This window comes from Flavobacterium zhairuonense (assembly GCF_004352915.1).
Classification (GTDB): domain Bacteria; phylum Bacteroidota; class Bacteroidia; order Flavobacteriales; family Flavobacteriaceae; genus Flavobacterium; species Flavobacterium zhairuonense.
Map to the genome: position 1 here is coordinate 111,040 of NZ_SJSY01000065.1, position 19,111 is coordinate 130,150.

At 35.1% G+C, this 19,111-nt stretch carries 14 protein-coding genes; 13 read left to right on the plus strand and 1 reads right to left on the minus strand.

The window, feature by feature from the left end; all coding sequences use genetic code 11:
- Positions 1–225: 225 nt before the first annotated feature.
- The 11 genes from nirB to EYY60_RS04025 all read left to right on the plus strand — a co-directional run bounded on the left by nirB (position 226) and on the right by EYY60_RS04025 (position 12,745).
- Positions 226–2,739 carry a nitrite reductase large subunit NirB gene (nirB, locus tag EYY60_RS03975; protein ID WP_111379144.1) on the plus strand — a complete coding sequence of 838 codons (2,514 nt, stop codon included), beginning with the start codon at positions 226–228 and terminating at the stop codon, positions 2,737–2,739.
- 265 nt (positions 2,740–3,004) lie between these two features.
- Positions 3,005–3,382 carry a nitrite reductase small subunit NirD gene (gene nirD, locus EYY60_RS03980; protein ID WP_132988103.1) on the plus strand — a complete coding sequence of 126 codons (378 nt, stop codon included), beginning with the start codon at positions 3,005–3,007 and terminating at the stop codon, positions 3,380–3,382.
- A gap of 167 nt (positions 3,383–3,549) precedes the next feature.
- A complete protein-coding gene (locus EYY60_RS03985; protein WP_132988104.1) occupies positions 3,550–4,134 on the plus strand; it encodes a DUF4202 domain-containing protein in 585 nt (194 codons plus the stop codon).
- Between the two features lie 6 nt (positions 4,135–4,140).
- Positions 4,141–5,952, plus strand: coding sequence for a sensor histidine kinase (locus tag EYY60_RS03990; protein WP_132988105.1), 1,812 nt, complete (start codon positions 4,141–4,143; stop codon positions 5,950–5,952).
- Positions 5,953–6,175: 223 nt separating this feature from the next.
- The gene (locus EYY60_RS03995) at positions 6,176–6,835 is read left to right on the plus strand and encodes a response regulator transcription factor (RefSeq protein WP_132988106.1); all 660 of its coding nucleotides are present in this window, start codon (positions 6,176–6,178) and stop codon (positions 6,833–6,835) included.
- Positions 6,836–6,934: 99 nt separating this feature from the next.
- A complete protein-coding gene (locus EYY60_RS04000) occupies positions 6,935–8,434 on the plus strand; it encodes an MFS transporter (RefSeq protein ID WP_132988107.1) in 1,500 nt (499 codons plus the stop codon).
- 265 nt (positions 8,435–8,699) lie between these two features.
- The gene (locus tag EYY60_RS04005; RefSeq protein ID WP_132988108.1) at positions 8,700–9,959 is read left to right on the plus strand and encodes an alginate export family protein; all 1,260 of its coding nucleotides are present in this window, start codon (positions 8,700–8,702) and stop codon (positions 9,957–9,959) included.
- 138 nt (positions 9,960–10,097) lie between these two features.
- Positions 10,098–10,463 (plus strand): hypothetical protein, encoded by a 366-nt coding sequence (locus tag EYY60_RS04010; protein ID WP_132988109.1) that lies wholly within the window; start codon positions 10,098–10,100, stop codon positions 10,461–10,463.
- A gap of 153 nt (positions 10,464–10,616) precedes the next feature.
- Positions 10,617–11,330 carry an exonuclease/endonuclease/phosphatase family protein gene (locus tag EYY60_RS04015; RefSeq protein WP_132988110.1) on the plus strand — a complete coding sequence of 238 codons (714 nt, stop codon included), beginning with the start codon at positions 10,617–10,619 and terminating at the stop codon, positions 11,328–11,330.
- 51 nt (positions 11,331–11,381) lie between these two features.
- Complete coding sequence (locus EYY60_RS04020; RefSeq protein ID WP_132988111.1) at positions 11,382–12,086, plus strand: hypothetical protein; 705 nt, start codon at positions 11,382–11,384, stop codon at positions 12,084–12,086.
- Positions 12,087–12,121: 35 nt separating this feature from the next.
- The gene (locus tag EYY60_RS04025) at positions 12,122–12,745 is read left to right on the plus strand and encodes a class I SAM-dependent methyltransferase (RefSeq protein WP_132988112.1); all 624 of its coding nucleotides are present in this window, start codon (positions 12,122–12,124) and stop codon (positions 12,743–12,745) included.
- Positions 12,746–12,844: 99 nt separating this feature from the next.
- On the opposite strand, the gene EYY60_RS04030 is transcribed toward EYY60_RS04025, so the two are convergent.
- Entirely contained in the window at positions 12,845–13,549 is a 705-nt protein-coding gene (locus EYY60_RS04030; protein ID WP_132988113.1) for a Crp/Fnr family transcriptional regulator, read from the minus strand.
- A gap of 177 nt (positions 13,550–13,726) precedes the next feature.
- On the opposite strand from EYY60_RS04030, the gene EYY60_RS04035 reads away from it, so the two are divergent.
- Both EYY60_RS04035 and EYY60_RS04040 read left to right on the plus strand, forming a co-directional pair.
- Positions 13,727–17,242 (plus strand): nitrate reductase, encoded by a 3,516-nt coding sequence (locus EYY60_RS04035; RefSeq protein ID WP_132988114.1) that lies wholly within the window; start codon positions 13,727–13,729, stop codon positions 17,240–17,242.
- A 289-nt stretch (positions 17,243–17,531) separates the two neighbouring features.
- Entirely contained in the window at positions 17,532–18,962 is a 1,431-nt protein-coding gene (locus EYY60_RS04040) for a rubredoxin (protein WP_132988115.1), read from the plus strand.
- Positions 18,963–19,111: the final 149 nt, after the last annotated feature.

The window sequence follows — 19,111 nt, forward strand, 5'->3', positions numbered from 1 at the left end:
AATTCTTATGAATTTACGACATTTTTTTCAAACGCTTATTTAGAATCCTTTCAAATTTAAAAAAACTAAGTAACTCCAAAAACATTGAAAACCCGCACTACGTAAAAGATTAAGACAAAATACGTAGTTTTTAAAATATGCCCACTACTTAAAAAATATTTTATTTACGTATTTTTATAAGTATAAATACTTATATTTGCGTAGTAATACTTAATTAAAGAAATCATGATTAGAGTAATAGTAGTTGGAAACGGCATGGTTGGTTATAAATTTTGCGAAAAGTTTGTTGCAAAATCAGGACAAGAAAAGTATCAAATCACGGTATTTGGAGAAGAACCAAGACGCGCCTACGATCGCGTTCACTTAAGCGAGTACTTTGGAGGAAAAACGGCAGATGATTTATCACTATCAACGACCAATTGGTACACAGAAAACAATATTATTCTAAATACATCAGAGTTAATTACAGATATTAATCGTGATGTAAAAACTATTCATACGCACTTAGGCAAAACACATACGTACGACTACTTAGTTTTAGCTACAGGTTCTTCGGCATTTGTACCACCAATTGAAGGTGTAGAAAAAGAAGGTGTTTTTGTTTACAGAACTATCGAAGATCTAGATGCTATTATGGCTTATGCCAAAAAAATAAAAATTAAAGGCGCTACAGAAGCAGCAGTTTTGGGCGGAGGTTTATTAGGATTAGAAGCTGCTAAAGCCGTTAGAGATTTAGGCTTAAATCCGCATGTGGTGGAATTTGCACCACGTTTGATGCCGAGGCAATTGGATCAAGGCGCGAGTGATATGCTTCAATCAAAAATAGAAGAATTAAACATCGGAATTCATCTTAACAAAGCAACACAATACATTGATGGAAAGGAAAGTATAACGGGAATGATGTTTGCAAACGACGAATTGTTAAAAGTAGACATGTTGGTTATATCTGCTGGAATTAAACCTCGCGACGAACTGGCAAGAGTTTCAGGACTTGAAGTTGGTGTACGAGGCGGAATTGTGGTAAACAATCAAATGCGAACATCAGATCCTTCTATTTTTGCAATTGGCGAAGCAGCTCTTTACAATCATAACATTTACGGACTTGTTGCACCAGGTTACGAAATGGCCGATGTAGCTGCTGAACAAATCTTAAATGGTGATAAAACCATGAGAGAAACCATCGATATGTCAACACAATTGAAATTAATTGGTGTTGAAGTTGCGAGTTTTGGTGATCCTTTTATCGAAAACAATGACGTTACTGCTATTATTTATGAAAATAAATTAAGTGGCGTTTACAAAAGAATCAACGTTACTAAGGATTCTAAAAAACTTTTGGGCGGAATTTTAGTTGGAGATTCTAGCGATTACGGTTCGCTTTTTCAGATTTACATCAACGAAATGGCGTTGCCTAAAAACCCAGAAGATTTGATTTTAGGTTCTCGTGACGGTTCTGAAGGTTCTTCTTTAGGAAGCGTAATGGATTTGCCAGACACCGCCGTAATTTGTTCTTGCGAAAATGTTACAAAAGGCGCTATCTGCTGTAAAATTCTAGACGAAAGCTGTTCTTCACTTTCAGATGTCGTTAAAGCGACTAAAGCAACTTCGGGTTGTGGAGGCTGTAAACCAATGGTTTCTGATTTGGTAAAAGCAACACAGAAATCTTTAGGAAAAGAAGTAAAAGAAGTGATCTGCGAACATTTCAGCTACACACGTCAAGAATTATTTGATTTGGTAAAAATCAACAAATACGAGAATTTCTACGATGTTTTAGATCATCACGGAAAAGGCGACGGATGCGAGGTTTGTAAACCCGTTGTTGCTTCTATTTTCTCAAGTATTTACAATGATACTGCTAATAAACACGTAACTACACAAGATACAAACGATAGATTTTTAGCAAACATTCAACGTAACGGAACCTATTCTGTAGTCCCAAGAGTTGCTGGAGGAGAAATTACTGCTGAGAAATTAATCGTAATTGGCGAAGTGGCAAAACAATTCGATTTGTACACTAAAATTACTGGAGCACAAAGAGTAGATTTATTTGGAGCACATTTAAGCGATTTACCTAAAATCTGGAAAATCTTAATCGACAATGGTTTTGAAAGCGGTCATGCCTACGGAAAATCACTTCGTGCTGTAAAAAGCTGTGTCGGAAATGCTTGGTGCCGTTACGGAATGGACGACAGCGCCGGATTTGCCATCGAACTAGAAAACAGATATAAAGGAATCCGTTCTCCGCATAAACTAAAAGGTGGCGTTTCAGCCTGCATTCGCGAATGCGCCGAAGCTCGCGGAAAAGATTTCGGATTAATTGCCGTAGAAGGCGGATGGAATTTATACATCTGCGGAAATGGTGGAGCAAATCCAAAACATGCCGTTTTATTGGCTGAGAAAATCGACAAAGAAACTGTGATCAAATACATGGATCGCTTCTTAATGTATTACATACGTACCGCTGGTCCGCTGATTAGAACTTCAACTTGGCTGGAAAAACTAGACGGAGGTTTAGAGTATTTGAAACAAGTAATTATCGAAGACAGTTTAGGAATCTGCGAAACGCTTGAAGCTGAAATGCAGACTTTAGTAAACACTTTTGAATGCGAATGGAAACAAGTGCTAGAAAAACCAAGATTATTGAAACGTTTCAATCATTTTATAAACTCAGACGAAAAAGACGATAACGCTGTTTTCGTACCATTAAGAGATCAAAAAATGCCAAAAGCTTGGTCATAAATATTTAAAATTAAACACATAGAGACATAGATTTTGCAATTATAAAGCATTTCAATTCTCCTAATACTAGAATGATTTTCTTTTGACAATTCTTTTTTCAAACTCATAAGTCTATGTCTCTATGTGATTAAAATAAAGCTCCAAAAAAAAGAAAAAAAATCATTAAACGTTTGCTGTCCTTCTTGCCCTCTTTTTTACTGCGCCATCAAAACTCTCTTGATTGTAAAAAGAGGGACAAGAAACAGGAAATCAAAATTTAAACAAAATGGAAGAAATCTTAAATCAATACGAAACAGTTCACGCAAGCGACGCTACAATTTGGTTCAAAGCAGGTAAAGTTGAAGATTTCCCAACCAATCGAGGCGGATGCATCAAATACAAAAACAAACAGATTGCAATTTTTAATTTCACACGCAGAAACGAATGGTACGCTTGTCAAAACGCCTGCCCACACAAAATGGAAATGGTGCTTTCAAGAGGAATGACAGGTTCTGCAGATGATATTCCGAAAATCGCCTGCCCGATGCATAAAAAGACTTTTTCACTTGTTGATGGTTCAAATTTAAACGGCGAAGAATATAGCATTGCAACTTACCCAGTAAAGATTGTCGAAGACGAAGTTTTTGTTGGATTTGTTGATTAGACTTTTAAAGAGCCAAGAAGCAAGAAGCAAGATTTGAAAAACCTAGATAGTCTTGCTTCTTGGCTCTTTCATCTTACTTTCGACTTTCGACTTTTGACTTTCAACTTTTGACTTTCGACTTTTCTACTTAATTCCGTATCTTTGAAATTCTATTATCAAACCAAAAAATGACTACACCTTTTCAAAAAGCAAGCGAATGGATTGATGCTGAAAACGCACAAGATCCAAACATCGAATTAGACCAAAACAAAGAATATCCGAAAGAATTGTTGTATTCTGACAGGATGTATAAAAAACTGATGGAATTTGAACCGAATGCATCCGAAGAAGTTCAAATTGCTTCAAAAGCACAACACATCTGCCGATGGAAAGTCGCTCGCGAATCATATCCAATGGATCGTGTCGGTTATTTAAAATGGAGAGAAGAACTGAAAAAATTCCACGCAAAAACTACAGCTGAAATTTTGGTTAAAGCAGGTTACGACCAAGCTTTTATCGATCGTGTTTCGTTTTTAATTGAGAAAAAATTACTTAAAAAAGATGCTGAAACCCAGTTGCTTGAAGATGTAATTTGTCTAGTGTTTTTAGAATATTATTTAGAACCTTTTGTTCACAAACATGACGAAGAAAAACTAAAAAACATCATCAAGAAAACCTGGGATAAAATGTCAGACAAAGGACATCAAGAAGCTTTAAAAATAAGTTATTCTGAAGAAAATTTAAACCTAATAAAAGCTTCTTTAGGATTGTAAAAAGATATGAAGAAAAGCAATCAGGAAGCAGCAGAAAAAATCACTTTCAAAAATTTACGCCGTCTGTATTTTTTTGCGCTTCTTACTATTGCCTTAACTATAATTATCAGTCAGTTTCTGGTTCAATACAATCTGAATCAGCAATTAAGCGATTCCAAAATCATTAATTTTTCTGGTAAGCAAAGAATGCTGAGTCAGAAAATCGTCAAAGAAGTTCTGATTCTGCATTACGTTTCTGATACTGCTTCTGCGAAACAAATTTCGCATTTAGAAGAAGTTTTGGCACTTTGGAAAAAGAACCAAAACGCGCTCGAAAACGGAAACGACAGCCTTGCTTTCCCAAAAGAAAAATCAGAAACAATCAATAAATTATACTTGGAAATCAATCCGATTTTCAGCAAAATTGTAAAAGCCACCGATTCGTTTTTACAAAATTTAAAACAAAAAAAACAATCCAACGAAAATAAAAAATACGTTCAGATAATCTTAGAAAATGAAGGTTCATTTCTTTCCAAAATGAATCAAATCGTAACCCAATACGATCTTGAAGCACACGAAAAAGTAACCGAACAACGTAAGATAGAATACTGGATTTTCGGATTCACTTTACTTGTTCTTCTTCTGGAATTCTTCTTCATTTTCAAACCTACCAACAAGAAAATCGAACGATTAATTGCCAAGCTTTTGTCATCAGAAAAAAAAGCTTTAAAACTGGCATACGACACTGAAATTCTAAGCGAAATCAAGGAAAACTCTGTAAAAGAGCTCAAATCGCTCAATTACGCAATGGAAAACACCTTGCTCTATTGCCGAATTTCACCAGACGGTTCCATCATTCATATTGGCGAAAAATTTGCCAAATTGCTGAATTACACCAAATTCTCATCCAACAAAAAATTCTCTGAAGTTTTAACCGTTGATGAAAAAGAACAACTCAATTTCGACCGACTTATTTTCGAAAAACAGCGCAGTGGTTGGCAGGGGGAAATCAATATTTTAAACAAAGAAAACGAAACCATTTGGCTTGATTTATCTATGGTTCCCGTAATGATCAAAAAAGACGAACTCGAACTTTTAATCGTTTGTTTCAACATTACCGAGCGCAAAAAAGCACAGCGCGAAGTCGAGCGTCTAAACCTTGAAAACACGACCGAAAAAATCAATCAGCAAAAGATTATTTCAAGCAAAATCGTCGAAAATCAGGAAAACGAACAAAACCGAATCGCTAAAGAAATTCACGACGGAATCGGGCAAATGCTTACAGGTTTAAAATTCAGTCTGGAAAGCATCAACTTAGACGACAGAGAAAAATCGGAACAAAAAATTGAGTACCTAAAGAAACTTTCGCTAGACATTATAAAAGGTGTTCGAACAGCAACTTTCAACCTAATGCCACCAGAATTAAGCGATCACGGAATCGTTTCATCATTAGCAAAACTAACTCAGGAACTTTCAAAACTAACCGGAAAAGAAATCCTTTTCTACAATAAAACCGATTTTGACCAACGTTTAGATTCTTTAATCGAAATTAATATTTATCGACTAACTCAAGAAGCGATAAACAATGCCATTAAATATGCCGAATCGTCGCATATTATAGTACAGCTTTCGCACAGCGAAACTTTACTAAGCATTATTGTAGATGACAACGGAAAAGGTTTCGATATCAAATCAGTCGACAAAAAACGCAACAGCGAATCCGGAATGGGCTTACTATTCATGAACGAACGCATCCAGTACATCAACGGGCGCGTTTTCATCAAATCAATCCCAGGCGAAGGAACGAGAATCACGTTCAATATTCCTATTCTTAAATGAGATAATGAGTCAATTTGAGAATGAGTCAATTTGATAATTAGACAATTAGAAAATGTTTTGAAATGCTTTAAATAATTATCTAATTATCAAATTGGCACATTCCCTAATTTTCTAATTGCCACATTTTCTAATTATCTAATTAAAAAATTCAAAAATTACGTATATTAGCGTCTTCGTTATAGATGAATATACGTAAAAACCTAGAATCTAAATTAAGTAAATTATGAGTAATATCATTCGTGTAGTGCTGGCAGATGACCATGTTTTTGTTCGAGACGGAATCAAATCTTTATTGGAAAACGAAGCAAACATTGAGGTTGTAGGTGAAGCAATTGATGGTGCCGATGCGCTTGAAGTAGTTGCCGAAACCAAACCCGATTTACTTATAGCCGATATTCGTATGCCAAACATGACCGGTATCGAATTAGTAGAAAAACTTAGAAGCGAAAACAATCCCATAAAAATCATCATGCTTTCGATGCACGAATCGGAAGAATACGTATTGAAATCAATAAAAGCCGGCGCAGATGGCTATTTACTAAAAGGTTCATCAAAAGAAGAATTCTTAAAAGCATTGCACAGCGTTTCGGCTGGCGGAAAATATTTCAGCGGAGACATTTCTTCTATCTTAATTGGCCAATTGACAAATCCGTCCAATTCATTAGAACCTAAACAAACTTTAGGTGAAGAAATGATGATTACCAAAAGAGAAAAAGAAATCCTTACGCTGTTATTATCTGGAAAAGGAAACAAAGAAATCGCCGAAGCACTTGACATCAGTAAACGAACGGCAGAAGTACACCGTTTCAACCTAATGAAGAAATTGAAAGTAAAAAACTTGATGGAACTTTCGAACAAAGCAACTGAGTATTCTTTAATTTAAAAAAAATACGTATAAATACGTAATTATTTTTCTAAAACTGCGTTTTCGCATCTTTTAACTAAGTTATAGTACTTACTTTTGATAAAAAATATAAGTACTATGAAAACGACAAACTCATTATCGCAATCACACAAGATTTTATTTCTGAATACGCTGGCATTTACAATCTGTTTTGCCTGCTGGACCTTAAACGGAGTTTTAGTAACCTTTTTGGTCGATAACGGAATTTTCCATTGGGATGTTATTCAAGTTGGATGGCTTTTGGGAATTCCGATTCTAACTGGATCAATCATGCGTCTCCCAATCGGAATTTTGACGGATAAATTTGGAGGCAAATATGTTTTTTCACTCTTATTATTATTAAGTTCGATTCCGCTTTTCCTCCTTCCCTATGCTGACAGTTTTGCCATGTTTGCTTTATTGAGCTTCTTATTCGGAATGGTCGGAACCAGCTTTGCAGTAGGAATTGGCTACACTTCAATCTGGTATCCAAAAGAATGGCAAGGACGCGCCTTAGGAATTTTCGGAATGGGAAATGCCGGTGCCGCCATTACAACGTTTTTAGCTCCTTCATTATTAAATCATTTTTCAGTAAATGATCCACAAAATGGCTGGAAAGTTCTTCCTGTTATTTATGCTGTTTCTTTAGTTGTAATTGGCATTGCCTTTTTACTTTTCACTCAAAACAAAAAACCAGAAAGCAGTACCAAAACGGTTTCACAAATGCTTGTGCCATTAAAATCTCAAAGAGTTTGGAGATTTGGAGCTTATTATTTCTTGGTTTTTGGTTGTTTTGTGGCCTATTCACAATGGCTTTTACCAAATTTCATGAACGTGTATCAAACCAGTTTAGTAATGGGCGGTTTATTTGCAACTATGTTTAGTTTGCCTTCTGGTGTTATTAGAGCCTTTGGAGGTTATTTATCTGATAAATTCGGAGCAAGAAAAGTAATGTATTGGGTTTTGGGTTCTTCGGTAATTTTAAGCGCATTATTATCAATTCCAAAAATGGAAATCACCACTTCCGGTCCTGGAATACTAGCCGCTAAAAAAGGCGTTGTAAACCAAATCAGCGATAAAACCGTAAAAGTTGGAGATAAAGAATATCCAATTGCGCAAAAAACAGCAAATACAGCTCAAAATACGATTTTCCCAACGACTTCAAGCTGGCAAGATGTAGTAGTATCACACAATCAAAGCGTTGCGAAAAAAGAGCTTATCGCCAAAGGAGTAACGGTTATTAAATTTGATGCCAATATGTGGGTTTTCTTGGTTCTCGTAATTCTAATTGGGATTTCTTGGGGAATTGGAAAAGCGGCGGTTTACAAACATATTCCAGAATATTTCCCTAATGAAGTTGGTGTTGTAGGCGGAATGGTTGGAATGATTGGCGGTTTAGGCGGTTTCTTTGGCCCAATTATCTTCGGATATTTATTGACCGCAACCGGAATCTGGTCAAGCTCATGGATTTTTATTTTGCTATTCTCAACTGGTTGTTTAGTTTGGATGCATTATACCATTACCAAAAAGGTTAAAGAGAAAAAAGTAGCATTAGAAAAACCAGCTAAAGAACAACAACTTGCTCCTGCGATGAATTAAGAAAAAAAGCACTTCAACACATAGAAACATAGAATTTTACAATCTAAAAAAAAGAGTGAAAGAAACAAGTTTCCACAAATAGCTAGACTATGTTCATTTAAATTAGCGAAACGCCTTTCTTTAAATCCTCAAACAACTATGTTTCTATGTGTTAAAAATAATTTCCTCCTACAAGGTCAGAGAAAAATCAAAAAAATAACCAACAATACTAGCAAAGGCTTATTTTTCTTATAAATTTACGCCCGAAGAAAAAAATACCAAACCCATGAAACAAATCAAAACCATAATTCTACTGCTTCTAGGATCTACAGCATTACTTCAGGCGCAGGAACTAGACGTAAATTTACAAATAAGGCCACGCTTTGAATATCGCAATGGTTACAAAACCTTATTACCTTACGGACAGGAAGGCACATCGCAAATTTCACAACGTTCCCGTTTAGGTTTCAATTATAAACAAGAAGACTTAATCGTTAAATTGACATTGCAAAATACCAGAACATGGGGAGATGTAGTACCAAATGCAGTTGCTGATAAAAATGGAGTTGCCGTTTTCGAAGCTTGGGCACAATATAATTTCACTGAAAAATGGAGTTCACGATTAGGACGTCAAGTACTTTCTTATGACAATCAGCGTATTTTGGGAGAACAAGACTGGGGACAGCAAGCGCAGAGTCACGACGCGCTTACGGTGACTTTTCATACCGAAACACAGAAATTGGACTTTGGAGGCGCTTACAATTCTACAGCCGAAAACACGTTTCAAACTCCTTATACTGTTGCTAATTACAAAGCAATGCAATATGCGTGGTATCATAATCAATTCAGTGATGCTTTTGGCTTGAGTTTTCTTGCATTAAATACAGGTTACGAATATGCCAATGCTGACGCTAAACTTCTAGTAGATTACAAACAGACTTTTGGTCCTTATTTGACTTATAAAAACAGTAAAATCGATACAAATTTCTGGCTTTACGGACAAACCGGAAAAAGCACCGACAGACAAGTGAGCGCTTTTGATGTTGCGGCAAATTTCAATTACAATATCACAGCTGCCTTTAAAGCTGGTTTAGGATATGAATTTCTTTCTGGAAAAGCGACAAATGACGGCAGTTCAGTAATCAAGTCCTTCAATCCTATTTTTGGAACCAACCACGGTTTTAATGGTTTTATGGACTATTTTTATGTTGGAAATCATTTAAATAGTGTGGGTTTACAAGATGCTTTTATCAAACTGGGTTACAATGTAAACAAATGGCAGTTTGGCTTGAGCCCCCATGCGTTTTTAGCTGCTGCTGATGTGGTGACTCCGTTAAATGAAAAAATGGATTCTTATCTAGGAACTGAGATTGATGCTTCTTTTGGTTATACTTTCAAAAAAGACATTATAGTTACAGGAGGTTACTCTCAAATGTTTGGTTCAAAAACGATGGAATTTATCAAAAACGGAGACGCTGATCATACCAACAATTGGGCTTGGTTGATGATTTCTGTAAATCCGAGAATTTTTAACTGGAAAAAATAATTTTTCTTTAAAATTAGCTTCTAAAAATTACCCTTTTACAAAATCGTAAAAGGGTATTTTTTTTTTGACTTACAAAATCGTTTTATATACATTAATTATTTATATTTGAAACGATTAAGAACCCCAAATTCTATCCAAATGAAACCATTTCTAAAATTGTCTTTGCTGACATTTATTGTCACGCAAACAGGTATCGCCGAAAAATACGATGATACCTTAATTTCGAAAAACTCCGAAATTAATTTTGCAAAAACGCAAAAAAGAGGAATCAAAAAAAACAACATAGTTTATTATGTTGAAAATGATTTGCAAACAATCTCTGCTTACAAAAGAAAAAAGTTGAAGTGGCAAACTAATGTTATTTCGGCTTGCGGAAAACCAAAAAATGGAAATCCTGAAATTAGGTATGTTGGTTACAACTCCAACAAACTACTTATTGTGATGGGAAAACATCATTTTGCAGAAATTGACATTAATTCCGGCACAACAAAACTTGTTGGTTAAGAGTAAAACTATGATTAAAATACAGCTATAATTTGCCTTTTTTCAAAATTGAGAAAAGGCATTTTTGTTTTTGAAGAAACTGATTTCAAACTTCTAAATAAGTATATTTGATAAGCATTTCGGTTATTTAATTTCTTAAGAGCTATTTTAAACATGAAACTCATCGCTTGGAATTGCAATATGGCATTCAGAAAAAAAGCTCAGTATATTCAAGCTTTCAATCCTGATATTGCTGTAATTTCTGAATGTGAAAACCCAGAAAAACTCAAATTTCCAGACGGTACAAAATTACCTTCAGATATAATTTGGTACGGCACAAATCCGAATAAAGGAATTGGTGTTTTTTCTTATGGTGATTATAGATTTCAACTTTTGGAATGCCATAATCCAGATTTCAAAAATATCCTTCCTATTGCCGTTACTGGCGGAAAAATTGATTTTACTTTATTTGCCATTTGGGCAAATAATCCTGCTGACAAAGACGGAGCTTATGTAACTCAAATTTGGAAAGCGATTAATTATTATGAAGATTTGATCAAAGAAACCAAAACCATTTTAATTGGAGATTTCAACAGCAATGCGATTTGGGACAAACCACGAAGAGAAGGAAATCATACCACTGTGGTAAATAAATTAGCCGAAAAGAAAATTTTCAGCACGTATCATAAATATTTCAATCAAATTCAAGGCAAAGAAGAACATCCGACTTGGTATTTGTATCGTCATGAAAACAAACCCTATCATCTTGATTATTGTTTTGCTTCAAATGATTTTATTGAGGCTTTAGAACAGGTCGAAATTGGACGTTATCAAGATTGGACAATGTATAGTGATCATAAACCTTTAATCATTAAATTTACTTTATAATTTTAGGTCTGTAATTTAAAATACGACTAAAAATGGAATCAATAATACAATATGAAGAAAATCGTATCCTTAGTATTTATTATCTCTATTATACTATTGACAAGCTGTAAAAAAGAAATTTCAGATCTAGAATTTGAAAAAAACGTAATGACCGAAATTTTCCCGAGCTTAATTGATTCAACTTACATTGATTATAGATTTTTCAGTGTTGTTAAACCACCTCTTTACGGAAAAATAATATTTGACGATAATGGTAATAAAATTGGCATTGATACTACAAATGCAAAAGCAAATTATGAACGAGAATTATTAGAACAAAAATCTAAAATGGCTCAAATCGAAAAAGATACTTCAAAACTAATTCTTGCATTTAATCCCATTTTAAAATATGATCAAGAAGATTTAACAGAATACTTTAAAACACATTTTAAAAAAGCAAAAACTTTAATTCCCAAAGCAACAAAAGACAGTGTATATTTATTCGAGTACAAAAACATAAAGCTTTCAAATAAATTTAAAATAAAAGACATTTCGCTATTCCCAAAAGGAAGAGAAATCTGGAAAACAAAATACCCATTTATTTTTAATGGAGTCATCTATTTCACGAGAATTCAATTTGATCTAGATAAAAGATTTGGAATTTTAAATGGTGGCTTTACTTGTGACAGACATTGTGGACAAGGCTTCAGAATCTTTATAAAAAAAGTGAACGAAAAATGGATTATTGATAAAGTAGAAAGCACTTGGGTTTCTTGAATATTCAATTTAAAACTTAAACCAACTTAAAAATAATGAACAACACCTGGACTCAAAGATGGGATGACCGTTACAAAACCGAAGAATTTGCATACGGAGAAGAACCCAACAATTACTTAAAAGAACAAATTGAAAAACTACAAACAGGCACAATTCTTTTCCCCGCTGAAGGTGAAGGAAGAAATGCCGTTTTTGCAGCAAAACTAGGATGGGAAGTTTCAGCTTTTGATATTAGTGAAGAAGGCAGAAACAAAGCGCTTCTATTAGCCAAAAACAATAATGTTTCAATTGATTATCAAGTTGGCGAACTGGAAATACTAGATTTTGAACCAGCACAATTTGATGCAATAGCTTTAATTTATGCACATTTCCCGGCTGAAATTAAATCGGAAATTCATCAACAGCTGAATATTTTATTAAAAAAAGATGGCATTATTATTTTTGAAGCTTTCAGCAAAAAACATTTAGAATATGTAACCAAAAACGAAAAAGTCGGCGGACCAAAAGACATCGAGTCTCTTTTTTCAATAGAAGAAATCAAAGCTGATTTTCCAAATTATGAAATCACTGAATTAGAAGAAAAAGAAATCGAACTCAACGAAGGTTTATTCCATAACGGAACAGGTTCTGTAATTCGATTTGTGGGAAGAAAAAAATAAATACCCGACGTAGAGACGTATGCGGTAAAGACGCACTGCAGTGCGTCTCTACAATGAGAAATCTTTGCAACTTTGTACCTTTGTAACTTTGCACCTCTTTTAAAAATATTTATGCTCCATAATCTCAGATCTTAACTCTGAAATTCCTAAAATCCCAACACGTTTTCCTTCCGTTTTAATCAACGCTTCTTTTTTAAGACTAGACAAAATACGTATTGCTTGTTCTTCTGTAGTTCCAGCAAAATCTGCAATTTCCTTTCGCGAAAGCTCAATATCAATTAGACCATTAGTTTGTCCGAATTTGCGATGAATATAAAGCAGCAAATCAATTACGCGTTCACGAACATTCATGTGAGCGATTTTGCGAATATTGTTTTCACTTTTATTTAATTCCTCGGCATAAAACAACATTAAAGCATAGGTGAACTCAGGAACTTCTTTTAAAATTTCGAGCATCGTTTCGTTGCTGAAATTACACAAAACAGTATCTTCAAGCGCATAAGCACCAATTAAGTATTTTTTGCTTGTTCCAAATCCGCGGAAACCAATAATATCGCCGTTGGTAGTAAGACGTACGATTTGTTCGCGGCCGTTAATACCGGTTTTAACTGTTTTAGCTTTTCCTTTACGGATGAAATAAAGCCCTTGAAAAGTCGCTCCTTCTTTAATAAATGAATCTGATTTTTTGCAGTTTACTTGCTGTTTCTGAGAAACATAGTTTTTCATCTGCTCTAAATGCAGGTGTTTCTTGATAAAACAATTTTCATTGGCACAAGAATAACAGAGAGTTTGCTCTTCTTTCATGAGTCCTGATTTTTTATCTGATTAAAAACTAATTTCTTGTGGTTCTTTTAATTGCATCAAAAATAAAAAAATAAATTTAAAAATTACGTATAAATACGTAAAAATACTTATTTTTGTATACGTAATTCATTTGCAACCTAAATAGATTTCAGAATTAGCATCTAAAAAAGAACTGTAATGCAAACTACCAAAATCAAAACTACCTGTTCCTACTGCGGCGTTGGCTGTGGCATAATCGTGACCAACGATGCTAAAAATGGTGTAATGGTCGAAGGCGACAAAGATCATCCTGTAAACAAAGGAATGTTATGTTCTAAAGGAATGAACCTGCACTACGTAGTTAATGACACCTCTGACCGAATTTTATATCCAGAAATGCGCGGCAGCAAATCATATCCGCTGGAACGCGTAAGTTGGGACACTGCTCTTGACCGAGCGGCTGCCGTCTTTTCTTCCATCATCAAAAAACATGGACCAGACAGCGTTGGTTTTTATATTTCAGGACAATGTTTAACTGAAGAATATTATTTAGTCAATAAATTAGTAAAAGGTTTTTTGAAAACCAATAATATAGACACCAATTCCAGGCTCTGCATGAGTTCTGCAGTTGTGGGTTATAAAAAGACATTTGGAGAAGATTCGGTTCCAATTGCTTACGATGATATCGAATTGGCAGATACTTTTTTAATTACAGGCGCAAATCCTGCTTGGTGCCACCCTATTCTATTCAGAAGACTTGAAAAACACAAAGAGAAAAATCCGAAAACTAAAATAATCTGCATCGATCCGAGAAGAACAGATACAGCAGCTTTCGCTGATTTACACTTACAGATTATTCCGGGATCAGATATTATTTTATATCACGCAATTGCGAGACGAATTATCGAGAAAGGTTATGTAGATCACGATTTTGTAAAAAACCACGCTGAGAATTTCAAACAATATAAAGACTTAGTTTTAGGAACTTCACTTGAAAAAGCTTCTAAACTTTGTGGCATTTCTGTAAACGATATTAAGCTTGCTGCTGATATTATAGGAAAAGCAAAAGGATTTATTTCACTTTGGGCGATGGGATTAAATCAAAGTGCGGTTGGTGTTGATAAAAATACGGCTTTGCTTAATTTATCTTTATTAACAGGACAAGTTGGAAAACCGGGTTCTGGTCCATTTTCATTAACAGGTCAGCCAAACGCAATGGGCGGACGCGAAGTTGGCGGAATGGCGACACTTCTAGCTGCACATAAAGACATTGCAAACCCCACACATCGCAAAGAAGTTGCCGATTTTTGGGGTGTTGACGAAATTTCAGATAAACCAGGCTTAACAGCGACAGAAATGTTTGAAGCTTTAGAATCTGGAAAAATGAAAGCCGTTTGGATAATCTGTACGAATCCGTTAGTCAGTTTGCCTGATTCAAGAAGAGCCGAAAAAGCGCTTAAAAATGCCAAATTCGTAGTTGTTCAGGATATTTCGCATAATGCGGATACCGCCAAATTTGCCGATTTACTTTTACCTGCAGCCGGTTGGTTAGAAAAAGAAGGAACGATGACCAATTCGGAGCGTCGCATTTCATACTTGCCAAAAGGAATCAATGCGCCTGGAGAAGCACTTCCGGACATCGAAATTTTAATTCGCTTTGCTAAAAAAATGAATTTCAACGGATTCAATTTTAATAATGCCGAAGAAATCTATAAAGAACATTGTGCACTTACCAAAAACACTAATATAGATATTTCGTTCTTAAATTATAACCGTTTAAAAACCGAAGGCACTTTTCAATGGCCAGTTCCTGATTACAATCATCCGGGAACTCCGAGATTGTTTACAGATAAAAAATTCTATACGCCTTCGCAAAAAGCCATTTTTAATCTGCCAGTTTCGATTGAAAATACCTCAGTACAGCCAAATTCCGAATTTCCTTTTATTTTAACAACAGGAAGAATTCGCGATCAATGGCACACAATGACAAAAACTGGGAAAGTATCGCGATTATTAACGCATATTCCAAGTCCAGTTTTAGAAATAAATCCGATTGACGCTTATAAAAACGATATTAAAAATGGAGACATTGTTACAGTAAGCAGTAAAAATGGTGAAGTTCGAGTAAAAGCAAAAGTAACGGACGCAATCAAAGAAAAAGTACTTTTCTTGCCAATGCACTGGGGGAAACAACTCGAAAATGATTTAAACCGAACGAATAATTTAACAAATACCGTTGTTGATCCCATTTCAAAAGAACCTGATTTCAAGTTCACCACCGTTTCCATTAAAAAATACGTAAAACCATTTCAAAAAATTGCCATTGTGGGCGCGGGAGCAGCTTCTTTCCGATTCATTCAAAACTATAGAGAATTCAATACTACCGACGAAATTATTGTGTTTTCTAATGAGATAAATCCGTTTTACAATCGTGTTTTGTTGCCTGAATACATGACTGGAGAATTCAGCTGGGAACAACTTTTGAAAGTCAGAGACGGCGAAGCTTTCAGCAAACTGAAAATAACAATGAAAGCTGGCGTTGCAATCGAAAAATTAGATACCAAACAAAAAACAATCCTAGACAGTCAAGGCGAAATACATACTTTCGATTCGCTGATTATGGCTACTGGAAGCCGTCCTTTTGTACCCGAAAATGCACAGCTTCATCTTCCAGGCCGATTTACAGTTAGAAAAAAAGAAGATGCCGATCGTTTGAAAAAACATCTTGACAGCACGAATCTTGCACCAGAAGAACAGCACGTCGTAATTATTGGCGGTGGTTTATTAGGATTAGAATTGGCTGCAGCTCTAAAGCATAAAAAGGTAAAAACAACCATAATTCAACGTGCGTCTCGTTTGATGGAACGTCAACTGGATCTTATTTCGAGTAAGCTTTTGGCCGAAGAAGTACAGCTTCGCGATATTCAGATTTATTTTGATAATGAAGTCAGCACCGTTTTTGAAACCGATAATCCGAATGAAATCGAAATTGCTTTAAAAAGTGGCAAAATCATAACGGCAAATGCCATTGTATATACAATTGGAACTATTCCGAATATCGAAATTGCACGTGAAAGCGGATTAGCCTGCGGACGTGGCGTAAAAGTCAATCAGTATTTGCAGACTTCAAATCCCGATATTTTTGCCATTGGTGAAATAGCCGAATTCAACAATAAACTTTTCGGAATTACTTCTGCCGCTGAAGAACAAGCTGATATTTTGGCCAATTTCCTTGCCGGCGACATCAGCAGTTACTACAAAGGTTCGATTTTAATGAATATTCTAAAATTAGAAGACATCAATCTTTGCAGCATTGGCGATATCGAAATTCCTGAAAATGATGATTCATACGAAGAAATTGTTTTTGCCGATTTGAAAAAACGTTATTACAAAAAATGCATCGTAAAAGACGATCTTTTGGTTGGTGCCATTTTAATGGGCGATAAAAACGAATTTGCAGAATTTAAAACAATGATCGAAAGCAAAATCGAATTATCAGACAAACGAAATACGCTTTTAAGAGGAAGCTCAAATGCAAAACCCGTTCTCGGAAAATTGGTCTGCTCGTGCAGTCAAGTCGGAGCCGGAAACATTGAGGAAACTATTAAAAGCGGTGTAAATGATTTCACGGAATTATGCAAAAACACAGGCGCAGGTTTAGGATGCGGAAGTTGTAAAACGGAGGTTAAGGAGATTCTAGCAAAATGCAAATAGGTTTTGTTGTCTTACTTTGAATATAAATTTTAACGCAAAGAGCGCAGAGGTTTTACGCAAAGTTTCGCAAAGTATATTTAAAGGAGACAAAGTTCGCAAAGCTTTGAGAATAGATTTTAGTCAAGCTTTGCAAACTTAAAAAAAACAATTTCACACACAGAACATAAATCTTAAAAACCTTTGCAAAAAACTTTGTGTCCTTTGCGTTAAAATCAACACAATCCAAAACCTGAAACTTGAAACAAAGGAAACCTGAAACAAAAGAAACAAAAGAAACAAAAGAAACAAAATGGAACTAACAAGATTAATAGTAAAAGGAGGCGTTATTTCGCCGGGAGAATTACAAGAAGTCGTAAATATCGCCTTAGAAGAAGGCTTAGACTCTATTTCATTTGGTTCTAGGCAAGATATTATTTTTCCGAAAGGATTTAAATCTTTGGATAAAACCACTTTAGGGAAACATCATTTTGTTTATCCCGATCAAAAAAGCGGGAATAATATTGTGTCGTCTTATGTTTCGACTGATATTTTCAGAAATACGAACTGGCTTACCGGAAACCGTTTTTTATATATTTTGGAAGAATTTAAAGAACAGCCAAAACTTAAAGTCAATATAACTGATCCGAAACAGCAATTGGTTCCTTTGTTCACAGGGCATTTGAATTTTATCGCCTCAGAGCATGAAGATTATTGGTATTTGTACATTCGCCTTCCAAAATGGGAAAAAATGGAAGTTTATCCTGTATTGATTTACAGCTGGGATTTGGCAAAAATTTATTACGAAATCGAAAAAATAGCCAACGAAGGTTCTGTTGATATTGAAACGCTTTTTACTTTAGTGAGCGAAGCTTTAGAAACTAATAATCGAACAATCGACAAACCATTGAATATTCCGTTTTATCCATTTCCTTATTACGAAGGAATGAATAGAATGGGAATTGATCAATATTGGCTTGGGCTGTATTGGCGAAATAATTTATACGATTTAGATTTCCTGAAAGAAATGTGTGATTTGTGTTTTGAATGCAAAATCGGGAAAATCTGCATCACACCTTGGAAATCCTTCATCATAAAAGGAATTCCGAAAAATCGAAAACTAGAATGGGAAAAATTCTTAGGAAAACGAGGCATCAATGTTCGTCATTCATTATTAGAATTAAACTGGCACTTGCCTGTGGCAATGGAATGGGCTTTGAACCTAAAAACGTTCCTAGTTCGAACATTAGATCAATTTGACATCAGTACTTACGGATTGAATTTCGGGATTTCAGAATACAACCGCGATGGGCATTATTTCACTTCGATTGTCATCGAAAAAAACGAACTTCCCGCAGCTTTAGAATCCATTAAAATTAGAGATACTTACAATGTCTTGTTTGCAAAGAATTTCGATCCAAATACACGCGAATATATTGTGCATTCGCAGGATATCGATAAATTGGAACTTCCGACGATATTAATTGAGTTAAGCCGCAAGTATTTTGATGAACTCGGAAATACAGCCTCAGAAACAACTGAGAACCCACAGAAAAAAGAAAAACCACAATTAGACATTTACCAATGCCAAGAATGTTTAACGCTTTATAATCCAGAATACGGCGATGAATTACAAGGAATTCCGAAAGGCATTTTATTCACTGATCTATCTGAAACCTATTGCTGTTCTCTTTGCGAAGCGCCAAAAAGCAATTTCAGGATTTTGGAACTTGTAAAAAATTAGTTCGTCCAAAATATTTATTAGGAGCTATTCCCGCTGTCCGCTGTATTCCCGATTAACAAAAACTATCGCTTAAAAAAGCATCGTTTTTCTAAATCGGGAGATGCCACTTCCATCGGGGCTAGGGCAGTCGTTTTCAAAAGAAGTAATTG